The 17,888-nt window shown below is 46.4% G+C and carries 19 protein-coding genes and 1 pseudogene; 14 read left to right on the forward strand and 6 right to left on the reverse strand.

Translation table 11 applies throughout. The features are described 5' to 3' along the window. Positions 1–14 precede the first annotated feature (14 nt). The 4 genes from BL249_RS14525 to BL249_RS14540 all read right to left on the reverse strand — a co-directional run bounded on the left by BL249_RS14525 (position 15) and on the right by BL249_RS14540 (position 4,266). Positions 15–923 carry a dihydrodipicolinate synthase family protein gene (locus BL249_RS14525; RefSeq protein ID WP_099705540.1) on the reverse strand — a complete coding sequence of 303 codons (909 nt, stop codon included), beginning with the start codon at positions 921–923 and terminating at the stop codon, positions 15–17. A gap of 21 nt (positions 924–944) precedes the next feature. Beyond that, positions 945–1,997 carry a proline racemase family protein gene (locus BL249_RS14530; protein WP_099705541.1) on the reverse strand — a complete coding sequence of 351 codons (1,053 nt, stop codon included), beginning with the start codon at positions 1,995–1,997 and terminating at the stop codon, positions 945–947. Beyond that, entirely contained in the window at positions 1,994–3,103 is a 1,110-nt protein-coding gene (locus BL249_RS14535; protein WP_099705542.1) for a mandelate racemase/muconate lactonizing enzyme family protein, read from the reverse strand. The genes BL249_RS14530 and BL249_RS14535 overlap by 4 nt, the downstream gene beginning before the upstream one ends. A gap of 71 nt (positions 3,104–3,174) precedes the next feature. Continuing rightward, positions 3,175–4,266: a D-arabinono-1,4-lactone oxidase gene (locus tag BL249_RS14540; RefSeq protein ID WP_099705543.1), complete on the reverse strand. Its 1,092-nt coding sequence runs from the start codon at positions 4,264–4,266 to the stop codon at positions 3,175–3,177. Between the two features lie 274 nt (positions 4,267–4,540). Between BL249_RS14540 and BL249_RS14545 the strand changes: the two genes are divergently transcribed. The 10 genes from BL249_RS14545 to BL249_RS14590 all read left to right on the forward strand — a co-directional run bounded on the left by BL249_RS14545 (position 4,541) and on the right by BL249_RS14590 (position 12,742). Then, the gene (locus BL249_RS14545) at positions 4,541–5,473 is read left to right on the forward strand and encodes an amino acid ABC transporter permease (RefSeq protein WP_241898897.1); all 933 of its coding nucleotides are present in this window, start codon (positions 4,541–4,543) and stop codon (positions 5,471–5,473) included. 1 nt (position 5,474) lies between these two features. Then, entirely contained in the window at positions 5,475–6,260 is a 786-nt protein-coding gene (locus BL249_RS14550; protein WP_099705545.1) for an amino acid ABC transporter ATP-binding protein, read from the forward strand. A 20-nt stretch (positions 6,261–6,280) separates the two neighbouring features. Further along, entirely contained in the window at positions 6,281–7,753 is a 1,473-nt protein-coding gene (locus BL249_RS14555) for an aldehyde dehydrogenase (RefSeq protein ID WP_099705546.1), read from the forward strand. Between the two features lie 13 nt (positions 7,754–7,766). Then, positions 7,767–9,344 (forward strand): aldehyde dehydrogenase (NADP(+)), encoded by a 1,578-nt coding sequence (locus BL249_RS14560; RefSeq protein ID WP_099705547.1) that lies wholly within the window; start codon positions 7,767–7,769, stop codon positions 9,342–9,344. A gap of 741 nt (positions 9,345–10,085) precedes the next feature. After that, positions 10,086–10,928, forward strand: a complete 843-nt coding sequence (locus tag BL249_RS14565) for a DUF6387 family protein (RefSeq protein ID WP_038424696.1) — start codon at positions 10,086–10,088, stop codon at positions 10,926–10,928. Positions 10,929–11,103: 175 nt separating this feature from the next. Continuing rightward, positions 11,104–11,322, forward strand: coding sequence for a helix-turn-helix transcriptional regulator (locus BL249_RS14570; RefSeq protein ID WP_038424695.1), 219 nt, complete (start codon positions 11,104–11,106; stop codon positions 11,320–11,322). Between the two features lie 139 nt (positions 11,323–11,461). Beyond that, a complete protein-coding gene (locus tag BL249_RS14575) occupies positions 11,462–11,779 on the forward strand; it encodes a hypothetical protein (protein WP_038424694.1) in 318 nt (105 codons plus the stop codon). 65 nt (positions 11,780–11,844) lie between these two features. Then, positions 11,845–12,081 carry a hypothetical protein gene (locus BL249_RS14580; RefSeq protein ID WP_000999357.1) on the forward strand — a complete coding sequence of 79 codons (237 nt, stop codon included), beginning with the start codon at positions 11,845–11,847 and terminating at the stop codon, positions 12,079–12,081. A gap of 65 nt (positions 12,082–12,146) precedes the next feature. Beyond that, positions 12,147–12,443 (forward strand): hypothetical protein, encoded by a 297-nt coding sequence (locus BL249_RS14585; protein ID WP_000032534.1) that lies wholly within the window; start codon positions 12,147–12,149, stop codon positions 12,441–12,443. Between the two features lie 62 nt (positions 12,444–12,505). Next, positions 12,506–12,742, forward strand: coding sequence for an H-NS family histone-like protein (locus tag BL249_RS14590; RefSeq protein WP_089187391.1), 237 nt, complete (start codon positions 12,506–12,508; stop codon positions 12,740–12,742). A 48-nt stretch (positions 12,743–12,790) separates the two neighbouring features. On the opposite strand, the gene BL249_RS14595 is transcribed toward BL249_RS14590, so the two are convergent. Next, positions 12,791–13,258 carry a DUF4756 family protein gene (locus BL249_RS14595; RefSeq protein WP_089187390.1) on the reverse strand — a complete coding sequence of 156 codons (468 nt, stop codon included), beginning with the start codon at positions 13,256–13,258 and terminating at the stop codon, positions 12,791–12,793. 101 nt (positions 13,259–13,359) lie between these two features. Then, on the reverse strand, positions 13,360–14,061 hold the full coding sequence (locus BL249_RS14600; RefSeq protein ID WP_099705548.1) for a hypothetical protein: 702 nt from the start codon (positions 14,059–14,061) through the stop codon (positions 13,360–13,362). Between the two features lie 882 nt (positions 14,062–14,943). Here BL249_RS14600 and BL249_RS14615 point away from each other — a divergent pair. From BL249_RS14615 to BL249_RS14630, 4 genes and pseudogenes are all read left to right on the forward strand, one after another. Next, complete coding sequence (locus BL249_RS14615; RefSeq protein WP_099705549.1) at positions 14,944–15,213, forward strand: hypothetical protein; 270 nt, start codon at positions 14,944–14,946, stop codon at positions 15,211–15,213. A gap of 169 nt (positions 15,214–15,382) precedes the next feature. Further along, positions 15,383–16,384 carry a hypothetical protein gene (locus BL249_RS14620; protein ID WP_099716801.1) on the forward strand — a complete coding sequence of 334 codons (1,002 nt, stop codon included), beginning with the start codon at positions 15,383–15,385 and terminating at the stop codon, positions 16,382–16,384. Positions 16,385–16,543: 159 nt separating this feature from the next. Continuing rightward, positions 16,544–17,461 (forward strand): restriction endonuclease, encoded by a 918-nt coding sequence (locus BL249_RS14625; RefSeq protein ID WP_199073489.1) that lies wholly within the window; start codon positions 16,544–16,546, stop codon positions 17,459–17,461. 71 nt (positions 17,462–17,532) lie between these two features. Beyond that, a pseudogene (locus BL249_RS14630) lies at positions 17,533–17,888 on the forward strand (hypothetical protein); the annotation flags it as partial.

The following is a 17,888-nucleotide window of genomic DNA, read 5'->3' on the forward strand; positions in this document are numbered from 1 at the left end:
ACAGACCAGATTAATTATTTACTGGCTGCCCTGGTCAGTAATGAACGGTCAATCTGGTTAAGTAACATTTTCAATTGTTCTTTCTGGCTGCTGGTGAATTGTGGAATTGGTGCGCGCACTGGCCCCACGCGCAGACCAAGCAGTTCACAGGCTGCTTTCACGCCGCTGTTATAGCGATTGCTGGCCAGAAAACGAATCAGTGGATTGATATGGCACCAGATCTCTGCAATGGTTTTTGCATCACCCGCTTCGCTGGCTTTTTGCAATTTCGCCAGGCCAGGTGACATAAAGTTAGCAATCCCCATGACCATTCCAGGCGCTTTTAACATCAATGCAGGCAGCATTAATACATCTTCACCATTAAGAAAGGTGATGTCATTAGCGTAATCGGCTAATAGCGTATTCATCTGCATAATATTGGAAGATGAATCTTTGACATATTGTACCTGCGGAATTTCGCGGGCCAGTTTCACTAAAAAATCAACATCAAGATGCAAACCGGTGGCTGGCGGGAAATTGTAGGCACAAATGGGCAGATCGCTAGCTTGCGCTACGTCGGCATAATAGCGCCAGGCTTCATCAAAGCCGATTGGCTCATAATAGGGTGTCGCCAGCATCAACGCCGTTGCACCCGCCTGCTGGGCATGTTGCGACAGTTTTACCGCTTCACGCGTTGAGGTTGCACCGGTATGCGCCAGTACGCTGGCACGTCCTGCCGTTTGCTCGACCACAATCTCGATCAGGCGCATTCTCTCCTGCTGTGACAGCACGGAAAACTCGCCGGTACCACCCGCCGGGACAAAGCCATCTACACCATCTTCAATACCTTGATCAACCAGCTTACGCAGCGCGGCTTCATCGATATGCTCACCATCTACCGTGAAGGGCGTCACGATGGCGGAAAGTACACCTTTAAGCGTCATGTTTGTTCTCCAGTAAGTCAGTCAGAGTGGGGCAAAGCCATCTGCGAGTGCATCCGCGCTATCAGCGGCAATCAGCAGAAAACCATTAATGTATGCCCGACCGGTTAACGCGGGCGTGACATAGAGGCGCTGTGGCGTCTGGCGCAATTGATGCGCGCTAACGCTAAACGTCGATCCAATAATGCTGTGCGTGGTCAGGCGTCCATCGGCTGGCAGTAATCCCTCGCTGACCACCTTGGCAAAAAACGCGCTACTGCCGGTTCCGCAGGGTGAACGGTCAACGACCCCCGGTGGCGCAACCACGACAATTTTTGCCTGGTCCGGGGTGGCGGTATCATAGTGATAGAACAAAACCTGATAGACATCGGGTTCGCTATCATCAAGAGGGTCGCGAACACCCTGTTGCGTGTAACTGCTACGCAGTGAACGGGCTACACGCACAATTTCTGTCGCGTTGTCACGATCCAGCTGTAAGCCAATCAGACTGGCATCGACAGAAATGTAGTAGTCGCCGCCATAGAGCAGTTCAACGGTTGCCGGTTTGTCATCAATAAGATGGGTGTCTTTGCGCACCACAAAGGACTCGACGTTAGTCAGCGTCACGCTGTGAAGATCGTTGGCGTTACCGTGCGCCGTGACGCCAATTGCGCCCGCCGGTGTCCGAATACGGAAATGTAGGCTGCCATCGGCTGCGGGTTGCAGATGCGGTAACAGATTAAGCTCGACAATCGCCGAGGCAAAACCAATCATGCAGTGGCCGCACATGGGTGGATAAGATCCGGGTTCGAGAATAACCGCGCCAATATCGCATTGGTCTTCCTGTGTGGCAACCGGTAATACGGCGCACGTCAGGCCACCACCGCGCGGCTCATGTACTAAGCGACGACGAAAATGATCGGCGTGTTGGCGCAGCCAGGCCCGCGCAGCGTCAACTCCCTGAACCTGTGCAGGTAATTCAATGCCTGAAAGAACAATGCGTGTGGGATTGCCGCCAGTATGGGAATCAATAGCGCTGATAGGATGGCGATCATGCTTCTCCAGCCAGTGCTGAAAGGGGGCAGGGAAGCCGGTCATGAGCGTGTTACCTCAAATAACGCCGGGCCCAACGCGCCACGATCGACTTCAATGCCCAGTCCCGGTGCGGTTGGGGCAGTGCCGCGTCCGCGTACTGAACGCGGTTGATATCCGGCAACATGCTCGTTGGTCCAGTCATTAAAGAATGACGCGTGCAGCAGTGCATCAGGGCGGGTGCTGGCAGCAATATGCGCCACCGCCGCGCTGGTGACATCGCCTCCCCAGACATCTTCGATACAGATGGTCATGCCGAGGGATTGCGCCAGATCGCGCATACGTACTGCGCCGCTAATGCCGCCAACACGCGCCAGTTTGATATTGACTGAACAGGCACCGGCGTCATATTTTGCACGATAAAGTTCGGCCGCATTGGTGACGGATTCATCCATCGACAGCGGCAGGCTGCTCATGCGCTGTACCAACACACAATCTGCGGTGTCACGGCAGGGTTGCTCAACTATCACATTTAAACCTGCCATTTCGCGTACCGCGATAATGCCTTTTTGCAGATTCCAGCCACCGTTGGCATCGGCAACAATCACGGCATCTGCCGGACAGGCTTCCACAACGCTGCGAGTGCGCAAAGCATCCTCGAAAGGATCGTTGCCGACTTTGAGTTGAAAGCGGTTAATGCCAGCTTCTGCGCGATGGCGGACAAAGGCCACCATGGCTTCTGGTGAGGCGAGCGGCACTGCTTCATATAAAGGAAAGTCGGGTTGGGCAATGCCGCCTGTTAGCAGGCTAATGGGTAAACCTGCTGTTTTACCCAGTAAATCCCAGCAAGCGATATCTATCGCACTTTTCGCCCCCTGCTGGCCAAGCAGCAGGGCATCCATCTTTTGATGAATCAGCGAGAGATTAGCAGGGTCCATACCTATTAGTGCTGGGGCTATCTGCTGCACTGCCGCGCGGATACCTTCGGCGAAGGCGGGCAGGTAAGTACCGCCCAGGGTGCTGCTCTCACCCCAGCCTTCAGCGCCTTCATCGGTGCGAATCCGTACCAACGTGGATGCCTGAGTCTGCGCCGCCCGGCCACCTGACATGACATATTCGCCATGAGCGTAGGTTAACTGGTAACCAAAAACGTCAATCGCCGCAATCTTCATTAGTTGATACACTCACAGTAGTTGGTAATGGGTAATATATTACATCTCACACTGAGACTGTCAATGCTGTTTTAATCCGCAAACAATGCCGCCAGATGCGGATTAAGAAACAGGTTATGCGGATCAAACTGCTGGCGTATTTGCTGAAAGCGCTCAAAGTCGGGGTAAATCTCAGCCAGACGGTGGCGATCGAGAAAATGCAGTTTTCCCCAATGGGGGCGTGGATTAAAAGGCCGTAACTTCGCGTCAACTGCCTTGAGGAATGGCAGGTAATCGCGGCCAATTTCGCCGGAAACGGAAAGTGAGGTGCTATCGCGCCCCGATTGTGCGGAGAGGAAACCGTTGTCAGCCCGCTGCCAGCGTACCTGTAACGGCGAGATTTCTTGCGGGAAGCGTGTTTTCATGAGTTGGCACATTTCCGCCACTGCCTGTTTTGCATCGCGGGCGGCAACCATATACTCCAGCTCATGAAACTCAGCATCAGTGGTGCCGTCCGGGTAGATGCGGTAAGCGCGATCGGTACGCTGATTTATCTCACCTGGCGGCAAATCCAGGCCATCATCAGGCACTTCGCGCAACAGTTTGACAAAGCAGTGATCGGCCGGCACATTGCCCAGCTTATACATATCGGCTGATCGGTTGCCGGGCATCCACCAGAATGAGAAGTGACGATAGGTGGTTAGCAGGTGATCCCATTGCTGCATCACTTCGGACATCGGCAGGACAATATTCTCTTCACGCAGCTTATAAGCGGGAACCAGCTGCAAACCGACGCGTAGCACCGGACCGAGCAATCCCAGCGAAACCTGCGCGGCATTCAGCAGATCGGGCTGGGTTTCATCGATATCCACCACATCGCCCAGTCCGTTTACCACCCGCATACTGACCACCTGTGAAGACAGTGATCCAAATTGTTTACCCGACCCTTTGGTACCTGTCGCAATGGCGCCGGCAATTGACTGCACATCAATATCCCCCTGATTGGCTATTGATAAACCACCTTGCCATAACGGTTCACCGAGATCGGCGATACGCGAACCGGCCCACACATTGGCACGCGAATTGATGCTATCAAGCGTCATCACTCCGGTTAATGCTGACAGATCAAGCAGCAACCCCGCCGTGCTGACTACCGGGGTAAAAGAGTGGCCACTGCCTGCCACCCGAACCGGTTGTTTTGCTTTGACCGCTTGCTGGATTAACGTAATAGCCTGAGCTTCATTTTAGGCCTGGCATGGCGTGCAGGCGTGAAATGCTGATTCCTGCCCCAGTTTTGCCACGTAAATGACGTCATAAGTTTTTCCTCCGGATCGCAGATTGTTTTCGACTTGACTCACAAATATTAAACAAACAAGATGTAAGCGGTTATAGGTTATCGATTAATATAGGGTCTTAGCAACTTCCATATCGGGTTTCAAGACTGTCAGGGGAACAAACGTGGCACAGACACAATTGTTAAATCGTCAGGTAGTGAGAGATATGCGCGAAATTGAAAAGATGCCCGTGGTTCCATTGAAGCACCGTGGACGTTGGGTGGCAGCGACATTAATGGTGATTGTTGCTGCGGGTTTGATCATGTCGATGGTCACCAATCCACGTTTTCAGTGGAATACGGTGGCGCACTATATGTTTGATCCTTCAATCCTGAGCGGCTTGCTGACAACCGTCTGGCTGACTCTCGCGGCGATGATTATCGGCATTGTGCTGGGCACAATGATTGCGCTGATGAGAATGTCGCAAAATCCCGTACTGGAAAGCATTGCCAACGGTTATTTATGGGCTTTTCGCGGTACACCGTTATTGGTACAGCTAATTTTCTGGTTCAACCTGTCGGCGCTTTATCCGCAAATCACCCTGGGTTTTCCGATTGGGCCGAACCTTGGTACGTTTGATGCCAACACCTATATCACCGTTTATGTCGCCGCGTTGCTGGGATTGGGGCTGAACGAAGGGGCCTACATGTCAGAAATCGTGCGTTCTGGCCTCAATGCAGTGCCAGCTGGCCAGCGTGAAGCGGCGGAAGCGCTGGGCATGTCGAGTATGCGTGTGATGTTTCGCGTTATTTTGCCACAGGCAATGAAAATCATCATCCCGCCAACCGGTAATCAATTGATTGGCATGCTGAAAACCACTTCGCTGGTGAGCGTCATTGCGCTGGAAGAGCTGCTCTATTCGGCGCAGTTAATCTACACTGCCAATTTCCAGACCATCCCGCTGCTGATTGTGGCGTCGATCTGGTATCTGATACTCACCACCGTGTTAACCCTGTTCCAGCACTTCCTCGAACGTCACTTTGGCCGCAGCGATCGCCATTCGCATCTTAATTCCGCACCGTGCGATGACGATGCGGCCAGCGCAAAAGGAGCCTGATATGTCGGTTGCTCAACATTCGTCAGGCGTGCACGCGGTCGTTGCGCGCGGTGTCGAGAAATCTTTTGGTCATCTTGCGGTGCTCAAAGGCATCGACCTCACTATCGAGTATGGCAAGGTGTGCTGTATTTTGGGGCCGTCAGGCTCCGGGAAAAGTACTTTTCTGCGCTGCATGAATCACCTGGAGCGCATTGATAAAGGGCTGCTGCAGGTGGGCGGCAATATGGTTGGTTATCGCCAGCACAATGGCAAACTGTATGAAATGAAGAAAGCGGAAATTGCCCGACAGCGTGCTGATATCGGCATGGTGTTTCAGGGCTTCAACCTGTTTCCACATATGACGGTGCTGGAAAACATCATTGAAGCGCCGGTTGGCGTACGTCGTATTAATAAACGTGAGGCCAGCGAACATGCCCGTCAACTGCTGGAGAAAGTCGGGCTGGCTGCCAAAGCCAATGCTTATCCGCGCACGCTTTCAGGGGGGCAGCAGCAGCGTGTGGCGATTGCCCGTGCGCTGGCGATGAAACCCCGGCTGATGTTGTTTGATGAGCCAACCAGCGCACTTGATCCTGAATTAGTTGGCGAAGTACTCACCGTGATGCGCGAACTGGCTGATGAAGGCATGACGATGGTCGTGGTGACTCATGAACTCGGCTTTGCCCGTGAAGTGAGTGATCAGGTGGTGTTTATGGATAACGGCGTGGTGGTTGAGCAGGGTACCCCGCACCAATTCTTTCATGACACGCAGCATGCGCGTGCCAAAGCATTTCTTGGCAAGGTTTTATAAATTAACTGACTGGAGTGTTTATGACTGCTCTACCCGAAACTGTTCGTACCCGCGCGTTTATTAATGGCGCATTTACCGATGCGGAAAACCAGGCGGTTTTCGACAACGTTAATCCGGCAACGGGTCGCGTACTTAATCAGATTGCCAGCTGTTCAGCGGCGGATGTCGACCGGGCGGTGGCGGTAGCGCGTAAGACGTTTAAGGCGGGGAGCTGGAGCAAGCTGGCTCCGCGTGAGCGTAAAAAAATCCTGCAAAAATTTGCTGATTTAGTGGATGAACATGCGGCGGAGCTGGCGCTACTCGACTCTATCGATGCCGGGAAGCCGCTGTGGGATTGTGAAAATCTTGATTTACCTGATGTCGCCAATAATATTCGCTGGTATGCCGAAGCGGCGGATAAACTGTTTGGCAAAATTTCTCCCACCGGTGACAGCAACCTTGGACTTATTGTGCGTGAGGCGGTAGGTGTTGTTGGCATGGTGCTGCCGTGGAATTTCCCGGCCGGCACGCTGTCGTGGAAGATTTCACCGGCGCTGGCGGCGGGGAACTCAATTGTGGTGAAACCGGCTGAATTGGCTTCGCTCTCCGCGTTGCGCATTGCGGAACTGGCACATCAAGCCGGCATTCCTGCTGGCGTGTTCAATGTGGTGCCTGGATTAGGTCATATCACCGGTAAAGCGCTTGGTCTGCATCCCGATGTCGATATGTTGACCTTTACTGGCTCCACTGAAATTGGCCGTCAGTTCCTGCGCTACGCCGCCGACAGCAATCTGAAAAAAGTGGTGCTGGAGTGCGGCGGCAAAAGCCCGCAAATCGTCATGCCGGATATGGCGGAGCAGCTGGATGAAATTGCTGAAAATCTGGCAAACGCGGCGTTCTGGAATATGGGACAGAACTGTACCTGTGGTTCACGCATTCTGGTGCATAGCGATATTAAAGATGCCTTTATCCAGTCTTTGATACAGGCGGCGCAGGTGTGGCAAGTCGGTGAACCAACCGATCGCAGCAGCAAACTTGGACCGTTGATTGAAGCGTCCGCACTGGCGCGCGTGCTGGCCGCCATTGACACCGCGAAACAGCAGGGTGGCAAAGTGGTGTCTGGCGGTAAACAAGCCCTGCCTGAAAGCGGCGGCTGGTTTGTGGAAGCGACCATTATTGATGAGGTAACCCGTGATATGGACCTTGCCCGTGATGAAATCTTTGGTCCGGTGGTTGCCGTAATGAGCTTCACCAGTGAAGCAGAGGCGATTGAGCTTGCTAACGATTCCAGTTATGGCCTGGCGGCAACGTTGTTCACTAACGATATCAATGTGGCGTTGCGCATGGCACGTCAGATTCAGGCGGGAACGGTAGCGGTAAACGGTTATGGCGAAGGCGATATCAGTACGCCATTCGGCGGCTACAAAACCTCGGGGTTTGGCGGTTATGACAAAGGTACCGAAGCACTGGATCAGTATACTCAGTTAAAAACTATTTGGGTTTCATTGCGCTGAGACGGGAGCCAGTATGAAGATAAGCGGATATAACTTTATCAATGGTGAGCGCAGCGGTGAGAATCCGTCAACGCTCAACAGTTTTGATGCACACACCGGAGCAGCCCTGAAATGGACGTTTCATCCAGCCAGCCGCAAAGAAGCCGAAGCGGCGTGTCAGGCGGCGGCGCAGGCATTTGCTGCCTATCAGGCGACATCGCCAGCGCAGCGTGCAACATTTCTTGAGACAATTGCCGATGAGATTGATGCGCTTGACGATGACTTTATCCAGCTGGTAATGCGCGAAACGGCGCTGGCGGAAGGGCGCATTCGTGGGGAACGCGCCCGTACCAGCGGACAAATGCGGTTATTCGCCACTGTGCTGCGGCGTGGTGATTTTCTCGGTGCCCGTATCGATCAGGCTTTGCCAGATCGCCAGCCATTACCACGCCCCGACCTGCGTCAGGTAAAACGTGGCGTTGGTCCCGTTGCGGTGTTTGGTGCCAGCAACTTCCCGCTGGCATTTTCAACCGCGGGCGGTGATACCGCAGCGGCGCTGGCAGCAGGGTGTCCGGTGGTAATGAAGGCGCACAGTGGCCATATGGCAACCGCAGAATGTGTGGCGCAGGCAATCTGCAATGCGGTGCAACGCTGCGGCATGCCCGCAGGCGTGTTTAATATGATTTATGGCAGTGGTATTGGCGAGGTGCTGGTACGCCATCCTGCTATTCAGGCGGTAGGCTTTACCGGATCGCTAAAAGGTGGCCGCGCGCTCTGTGACATGGCCGCGGCGCGTCCGTGTCCCATTCCGGTATTTGCCGAAATGAGCAGTATCAATCCGATGATTATATTGCCTGCGGCGCTCAAATCGCGTGGTGAGAAAATTGCAGCGGATCTGGTGGCTTCCGTGGCGTTAGGCTGTGGTCAGTTCTGCACCAACCCGGGCTTGTTCATTGGTATCCGGTCGCCTGAATTCAGTCAGTTGCTGCAACAGATGGCGTCGCATCTGGCGCAAAGCCCGGCGCAAACCATGCTGAATCGCGATGTACTGCGCAGTTATGAAAAAGGCCTGAATCATTTGCATTTGCATGCCGGGTTAACGCATCTTGCCGGCAAGTTACAACAGGGCAGCCAGGCGTATCCGCAATTGTTCAAAGCTTCAGCCCGGATGCTGGTTTCCGGCGATCCTTTGCTGCAAGAGGAAGTGTTTGGGCCGGTAACCATTGCCGTCGAAGTGGAAGACCAGTATGAGCTTGAGCAGGCGCTGTCAGGTTTACGTGGGCAGCTCACCGCCAGCTTACTGGCGGATGGTGAAGATCTGCAGCAGTTTGCCAATCTGGTGCCGTTGCTGGAACAGAAAGTAGGGCGTTTGTTACTAAACAGCTACCCGACTGGCGTTGAAGTGAGTGATGCCATGGTGCACGGGGGGCCTTATCCCGCAACCTCAGATGTGCGTGGAACTTCAGTAGGAACGCTGGCAATTGACCGTTTTCTGCGCCCGATCTGCTATCAGGATTACCCCCAGTCACTGCTGCCCGATTCGCTGAAAGACGCCAATCCGTGGCAGTTACGTCGTTTAGTGAATGGCCAGTGGTCTGAAGGAACATTGTAGGAGAGTCTGGCGGCTGAACAGGCCGCCATTTTGAACCGCCTCGTCCAGCGTTAACGGCTCATATTAACGTGCTGAGTTAACCGATGTTTTGCCAGACCGCAGCCCGTTATCCTGACACTGAAACCTTTCTTTTTTTCTGGCTGAGCATGCTGAACCACAAGATAAGTTGGTGCGTTTGTTATTGTGCGCTGGCCAACGTCTGGGGGTAAATATTTTCTGTGGTGTGGGACCGCGGCCGCTGTGGCCCGCAGATACAGCTTGTGGCAATAGAAAACGCTGATGGCAGTATCAGAGCTTGTAAAGATGCGTTTTTATTGGACTAACTGGCCGGCAGTTTCCCTGCGCAGAGGGTGAAAGAAAATTACGGCGGAAAGATTCTTACGCTAACAAGCTGAATAAAATTAATAAATATTTGCAAGGTAGCATAAAAGCAGGAAATTGGCTCCTCTGACTGGACTCGAACTTCATCTGTTTCTCCTGTTATTAGAGGCATTGAAATAATGGCATGATTTTTTACCATCATATTTACCAACATTTTTAATCTTGTATCTTTAAAATGTCAATTATTTTCAATTGGTTATGACAACACGCTTTACTGAACTTCACTGAACGATCTTCATCTCTGGACTGATTGTTACGATGCTTTTCCCAGCTCCATTCAATAGATTACCGCCATCAAATCCGATATGTTTACTCATAACATATCAAAGCGATAAGTAAAACCAGAAGGATAGATACCCCATGACCAAAGCGGAGATCGCCAGCGCTGTTAATGAGTGGTTCAACATTGAAAACTACAGCGTCCTGCAAAATTTGACAGTGGAACAGCTTTTCCAAGAGATAGAAAACAGGATTGTCGCTTACCGCATGGGGCAAAACAGTGGGGAGTTGCCTCCTGAAAGCCGTCGCAGGCATCAGAACTATTACGAAGAACTGATTGAAGGCAAGGTCGTGTTTGGTGATGTTTTCGGGGGGCCAGAAAAAAGACTGTCTTCCAGCTATGCCATCAAGCCTGTCACACATCAGGGGCTATGGGAGGTGGCGGGTTATGTGGCTGCTTTCGATAAATACGTTAACCCGGAAGGAAAACCCCTACCTCATATGGAAGTCTCGCATTATCTGAAGGAAGCCGGGGTAAATAACGAAGGGTTGATGCTTGTTCAAATTAATCTGGCGGAAACGTCATCCGAAGAAATCATCAATCACCTGAAAGTGATGGTGCCTGAGTGGAAAGAACAACTACAGGCTCCTGAGCCTCCAGCCAGAGATTTTCGCTTTGGGGTCAGCAACCTCAAGAGAATACTCGATTACAACATCATTCCCATCATGGATTTGCTGTTCTGGGCGCAGGATGAAGAGGTCAGGATTGGTATGCCGCAGCTTACCAGTTTTATCTACCCGGACGAGTTTAAAGACGGTATTCGTGATGTTGAGAAAATGAAGTCTACAGACCATCCGCTGGCAGTAAAATATCTGACAAAGCTTGCTCACTATCGGTCTTTTGTCGATTTTACATACAGATACGACGACAGAAGACACTGGAAGGTTCAGGATCTCATCACTGACGAACTCGGTGAGGACTGACATTCCCGGAGGCGGTGTTTTGCGCAATGCGGATATCGCCTACATTCACTCAACCTGAACATACCCTATTTTTATCCTCCCAAAAATCTGCGTAAAAAACTTCTTCTCGAACGTCCCTCTTAAATCACAAGAAAAACCCATACAATTATCTCATCGAACAACACAGGAGATAAATATGGTTCAAATCAAAACAGATAAACATCCCAAGCTTATTCGTTTACCTGAGGTAATGAACAGAACTGGATTCGGCAAAACATGGATATATGAGCTTATTAAAGCGGGTTGCTTTCCCGCACAGATAAAAACAGGTGTAAGAGCAATCGCCTTTATTGAAAGTGAGGTGGATGCGTGGATTGAACGAGCTATTCAGGCATCACGAAAACAAGCAGTTTAACAAATATTATCCATATAATGATCTAAGGAGGTTTTATGTAAACGTAAGAAAATAAAACTGTTGTAAATAATATCCCTTACCAAAATCATACAGATTTCTGTAGGGGGACGTTCACTTAAAAATAAAGAAGGAAATAAAAATGAGTAAAGCAATAACAGAAGTCCACGAAATCAAAGTTTACAATGAACCTACCAGATTATTCCTTGTGAAGTCATTTTATTGCTATGAGCTTTATATCAGTAATATGCAGGAATACATGGGCGATAGATTTGTTAAAATGGTTGAAGACAGAATATATATGGATGATGTTTTTGACAAGGTAATAGAAAACAGTAAGGAAGGATTTAATAAGTTTCTTAAGGAGTGTAAAAGCTCAGGCTCTCTCAGAGATGTTTTATTCGATGAGGTCAAAGTGAATCTGAGACATATGCACAACGTTATTTTTAACTCAAACTAATGGTCATGTGGTCAGTATATGGCCCCGCAAGGGGCTAATAATCAACTTAATAAAGGAACATTTAAATGAATGATAATATTGCAATATCAGTAAGTCTGCTATGTGAGCAAACACCTGAAATACTCTGCACCATCCAAGCAAGCGTCAGTACGTTCATTGCGCTATGCGGGTATTCAGCCGAGGAAGTAATGGATGATGAAAACCTGACAGATGCGTTGAACAGTTATGTTAATAACGAACTGGTCAGTGAGATGGATTTAAGATACGGATCAGTGATCATTAATCTGGTTTATAAAAAGTAGTTATCTGTTTATTCCTATTCCGGGACTAAATAAGTCAAACAAACATGTAAAGATGAGGATTGATTATGTCTAAAGAAACTGTAGTAACAAATAAGTCTACACAGCTGTTCCTTGATCTTGCTATAAGATCATTGGAGGCAAGCTGGAAGCTTTTTCAGGAAGTGAATGGAGATGGAGACGCTAATGACTATCTTGATGATCCTGATTTCATGAGTCCATTTATTATGAACATCATTGACCATATTCAGAATAACTTTGAGAGATTTACAACCCAAGAAGGTGATAGTGGGAGTATTAATGAAGTTAACTTCGAGCAGATTGCTGTTGTGTTGGTGTGCCATTCAGAACGATTCAGGAAATGAGTTCTAAAAGTTGCCCCGCAAGGGGCTAACTAAAAAACAGTAAATAAAAACAGGAGCCAAAAATGATTGATGAATTTCATATGTTGTATATGTATAAAAAAATCCAAGCCGAAGCTGCGGCAACAGATATGAAAACACTGGAACGGTTTTTGAAGAAGTTCCGCAAAGTTGTTGCGGAGCGTCGGCAAGAATACTATCAGGAGATTGGTGAGAAGAAGGCTCAAAAGCTAAGGGCAGAAAGATTACAACAGTTGCTTAAGAAAATGGAGCGTGATCGTGTATCACCACATGAGTTATAAAATAAAACCACCATATTGGTAATATACTGCCAGTATGGTAGTTTTATTCTAGATAGAAAATTTTCGGCGCTTTGTTGCTGATGCATTAAAATCAGAAGATATTTCTGAAAGTTGCTCAAGACTTTGCTCAACAGAACGCTGGAACTCAAGAGCCGCTTCTGTGCGCTGCTTTATGACGAGAGCGAAGAGTTCATCAGGTGTTTTTTCTAATAAAGTTTTTCTGTAGAGCATGGATTCCTGAACCTTCTCAAGGCTCTTGGATGCAAGAGCCGATGCATGGCTAATAGGATTAAGTTCTTCAATAAATTTTTCAAGCAGTGATTTTTTCTTTCGGTCTAATCTAAGGAGATTAGTGTGCGCAGATTTAAATTCTTTTGCTTCAATCAAGGGGGAGCCATTGGTTCTTAATCTGCGATATTCATCTCTGTATTCAGACATCGTTGGATATTTTTTTAATGCTTTGATGGTGTTCAGATACTGAATTAAATCATCATTGTCTAATTTTACTTTCCTCATATATACCTCGCAAATAAAACAGTGGATATGTTTATATTACGAGATATAGTGTAAGTGTCAAATATAACCGGGAAATAAGAATGATAATATTCAGATGAAAACTATATTCTTTCTTTTTGATCAACACCTTCAGGATAATCAACAAAAATGTCATCTTCTGAAACAGAGTCCCAGTCAATATCTTCGTCGGGAGTAGAAAGTAAAGGTTTATCATCTCCTTTATCGATGGGTTTTTCTGCGTTGTTTGTAAGTACCGTATCTTTATAAACGGTGACGAATACGTCTTCTATACCTTCACTGGTCGTTCTCAGCGACTTCTTAACATATTCTTTCCTTGTGGCATTTAATGTTCTGTACTGGCCTTTCAGAAAGAGATTTGCGTTTATCATGGTATGCTTCCCTGCTTTGACCAGAATGCCTTTATTTACTAGCTTGTTCCAGCATTTACACACGTTAGATTTGCTCATATTAAGCTCTTCTGCGAGTGCCGACTGAGATATACTGGCAATGAGGTTTCCATGCTGCATGAGTTTACATAAGCGGATCATTATTGTGTATTCTGCGCCAGACATATTTTTTCCGAGCTTTTCCAGATTATCAAGAAAAGCATGAACATAGGCTATTCCCGGTTGAATATCAGAATTTCTCTCTTTTTTTACATTTACGGTTATTTTATCTTTTCTGTTTCTGTTATAGAAACTGTAAATCTCCAGTTTCTGTTTGTCTGTAAAATCATTTTTGTTGATATAATCTTCCACCTGTTGACTGCTGGAGGACATTATTGTGTTGTAATCAATGCTCATGGTTTTTCCTTTTTATTATTGTTGTTTTCTTTATATATAATGCAGCATGTGCTTTTGTCAAAAATAAATGTGAAAAAAGGAAAAATAATACACTTTTGCGAAATAGCGTTCACTTTTTTGGAGAATTTTAACTATCAAAAAGTTTCCACAGGAGAAACTTTGGTTTCTGTACAGGAAACTTCGGTTTCCACAGAAGAAACTTAAATTTCCGTACAGGAAACTTTTTCCGTAAAATCTCTTTTAAATATAATAGGTTATGAATCATTAATACTATAATATGTTTAATAACCTTAACGTGGAGTGTGCCGGGAAAATGGCACCGTTTGATTTTGTTCTTGATCTTTACTTTATGTTATGAACAGCCAGTGATTGTTTTGTACAATCACGAAATGCTGCTTTTATGTGGAATGCTTAATTAATATTCCTTTTACTTTATATTCGTCTTCGACGCGATCTTTTTTGGATAAATCCATCATTATCGGAGACAAGCTCCTCACAGCAGAGTGATTGTTGCGAACAATCACGAAGTGCTGCTACCAAGGATATAGTTTTCCTGTGCGTTTAAGAGCAAATGCTATATGTCTAAAGGGAAAAACTATGTTTAAAAATTCATCATCATGAGGAAAAGAGATCAAACAATGATCGAGTACTTTTCTTTTTATTTGACAGACAGGAGATGAATAAAATAAAAATGTCAGCGTCAGGGCGTAGCCGTGCGTCAGCACAGAGATAAAGATTTTTTCAAAAAGTAGTTTAAAAATAAGAGGAAAAATCATGGTTAAAACATAAATAAATTTGATTTTCACGATCGCGATGTAGTATTAAATAGTAAAAAATAAAAAATAAAAAATAAAAAATAAAAAATAAAAAAGGAAAAATCAAATGGAAAATATTAAAATGATAACACTCTTTCATCCCCATGAGAAAACACCATTTATGATCTGTATTGTAAACAAAGTAGAAGATACTGAACATGGAATAAAACTCACTCTTGAAAATGGCAATGATATTTATGTCAATAATTATAGCCATTATCTGTTATCGGAGTCTGTAAGTCGTTGCGATAAAGATAGGTTGAAAAATATTTATATTCGCTTGGTTTCGGAACTCACACAGATGAGTGAAGAAACTATAAAATCACAGATGTTATAATCTGAGTTATCAGTTTCAGATATTGTGATGTTATCCATAAGGTCAATGCTTCTGGGTTGAATCTATATACAGAGCTATCAACGAACATGGTTCAGGTTAAAGTCGAATGCGGTAAGTGGCAGTGTTCTGGTAAAATGCATTGTCTGATAGCGTCAGGAGGCGATGAGCTATGGAAGGTAAATTAATTTTTTGTTCCGATGCAATACTGCGGTTTCAGTCCGATTACGATGAAACCTCGGCGGTTCCATTGCTATCCATCCAGAACACGATAGCCAATACCGATCCCTTTTTTCTTCTTCGCTTCTTCCACCATACGACTCTGATTGAAGAAGGAACAACGCTGGCAAGTATCTTCTTGGCTATAGAGCCATGGAAGGCGTTGTTAGCAGCTTATCTGGACAGAGATGTTGGTGCTTATATAGATGAGGTAAGAAAACCGTCCGGGCCAACGACATGGGATATTGAATGGATCGGAATTGACCGTCGAAGCTCGGTTTACCGTGCTTACAAGCGTCAGGAAATGGAAGAAGGGGAAGATTTTTCGGCCTATTTTAATCGCGATCGGTTCCCGACTGATGAGTTTGACATAGAAAGTAGCTGCGATGCTTCAGGTTTCATTAAGGGTGATAAAGAACGCTGGAGTATCAGCGGTGATATTCACGAAATTAAAAACCTGCCTGTAATCCTCTATAGCAAACAGACGTTGATGACTTCTGCGAAAGACGGATTGTTGAAGAAGAGCATATCAGGGGTAAAGAGTTCCAAGCATAGCTGCTTTGTCTATGGTGATACCTCGTTTTCTTTCAGTGAGGTTATGGAGGCTATCTTCATTAGTGGGCTGTTCTTCTATGCGCCGAGAGATGCTGCCGGTAGCCTTGATGAGCTGAAAGCGAGTTTGGCCGGACTGGAAGAAGAACTGGCCGAGGTGCCTGAAACAGAATCGGCTGATAATGAAACAGATAAAGAAACTCCCATAGTCGTAGCCGAAGGTGCTTTTGATTCGGTCACAGCTCACATGGAAACAGAAGCTGAGGAGTGGCAATCCATTAAGAAGCTGTGCCAGCGAGAAGGTGAGCTTCCCATACGCATCGGTAGTATTAAGATGGCTGAGCCTGCTGAGCCTGCTGAGCCTGCTGAGCTACGCTTGTGCGGGAAAATTATACGTGGATAGAACAGCAGTGAGCATGACGCCTGCCGGGGCTTATGCTTGCTTACTATTTTTGCGTTATCTCTTGATCAACCTCATATTTACTATGGTAAAATTCGCAACTTAACTCTGTGAGCATCAAGCGTTTTTTAAGGGCGTCGTCTAACCAGTAAGGACATTGATTTGAACATTAAAGCAACACCAGTATTAATCTCACTTGTCTACGAAGCTCTTTTAAGATCCTTTTGGCGTAAACCGGCACTGAAGAAATTTTTATTGTCTTCACATATTTCCGAAAACTTTATTTCAACGTGGAGAGAGGATGAGTCAAAGAGGGCTTTCTTAGATCGTTTATTCCCTAAACTGCAAAGTAATGCAAAAGGTAATAATGTTATTTGTCTGATGGCAATTAATCTTTCTGAGCAGACTTCTTTTCCAGATTTAAGAGGCTGGGAGGATTCCTTACAAATGATCCAGTCAGCAACAAGTGCTGTAAGAGATTTGAAATCGTATATTAAAAAACATAATGAAGAACATCAGAATGAAAAAGAGAAAAAAGAATTCAGGGTGCGAGCAGAAAAAGAGAGGGCTGAAATTAAACGCTCCGTAACAGATTTAATTAAGTTAAAATCTGAGTTTGAGTGTTTGCATAATAAAATTGGAACACAAAATGGTGGCTATGAATTCGAAAAATGGTTTTTCAAGCTCGTAGACTATTGCGAAATCGTTTGTAAAAAGCCATATAAAACTAATGGTAGGCAAGTAGATGGAGCCATAACCATTGATGGTACAACGTATCTTGTTGAATTAAAATTTCAAAAAACACAGTCTGATGCTACAGATATAGATTCATTAAAAGCTAAAGTAAGAAAAATGGCAGATAATACAATGGCTGTAATGATTTCTGTATCTGGTTATTCCTCTGTTGCCATAAGTGAATCATCGGGCAGTCGAACACCTCTAATATTACTAGACTATAGCCATTTATATTTATTTTTATCTGGTGGCATGAAGTTTGATGAGATAGTTACACGTATAAGACGTCATTCATCTCAGACTGGGGAGGCGTATCTACCTGTAAACTCTTTTGGTGGATTTTAAATGTTTAAAGGATCACGATAAAATCGTAAATTACACATTGTAAATTTCTATATAAAATAAGGAATATAAAAGTGTATAATCTATTCGTTACAGCAGATACTCAGGCATGGAATGAAGCCAATGGAAGTTATGAATTTACAAGGTCTAGGTTTTTAGAGCATACTGAAGACAAATTAGTTAGGAAATACAAGGATCTCACTAAGGAACAAATTGAGGAAATAAAAGAATTACCCTGCTTATTTCTAGTGGAAAATTTGCAAGGTGAGGCGTTTGTTGGCTCGTTAAAATCTATAACTGCTGATAGATATAAAGTAGAGTTTGAATACAATCTTACGCAAAGAATTTCAGAGGGAGAAATTAATAATCAAACTTTATACTCACTTGGTCTTTCTAAATTTGAAATAATGCGAACCCATTGGGCTATTAA

The sequence above is a fragment of the Erwinia sp. OLFS4 genome, from assembly GCF_002752165.1.
Classification (GTDB): Bacteria; Pseudomonadota; Gammaproteobacteria; order Enterobacterales; family Enterobacteriaceae; genus Izhakiella.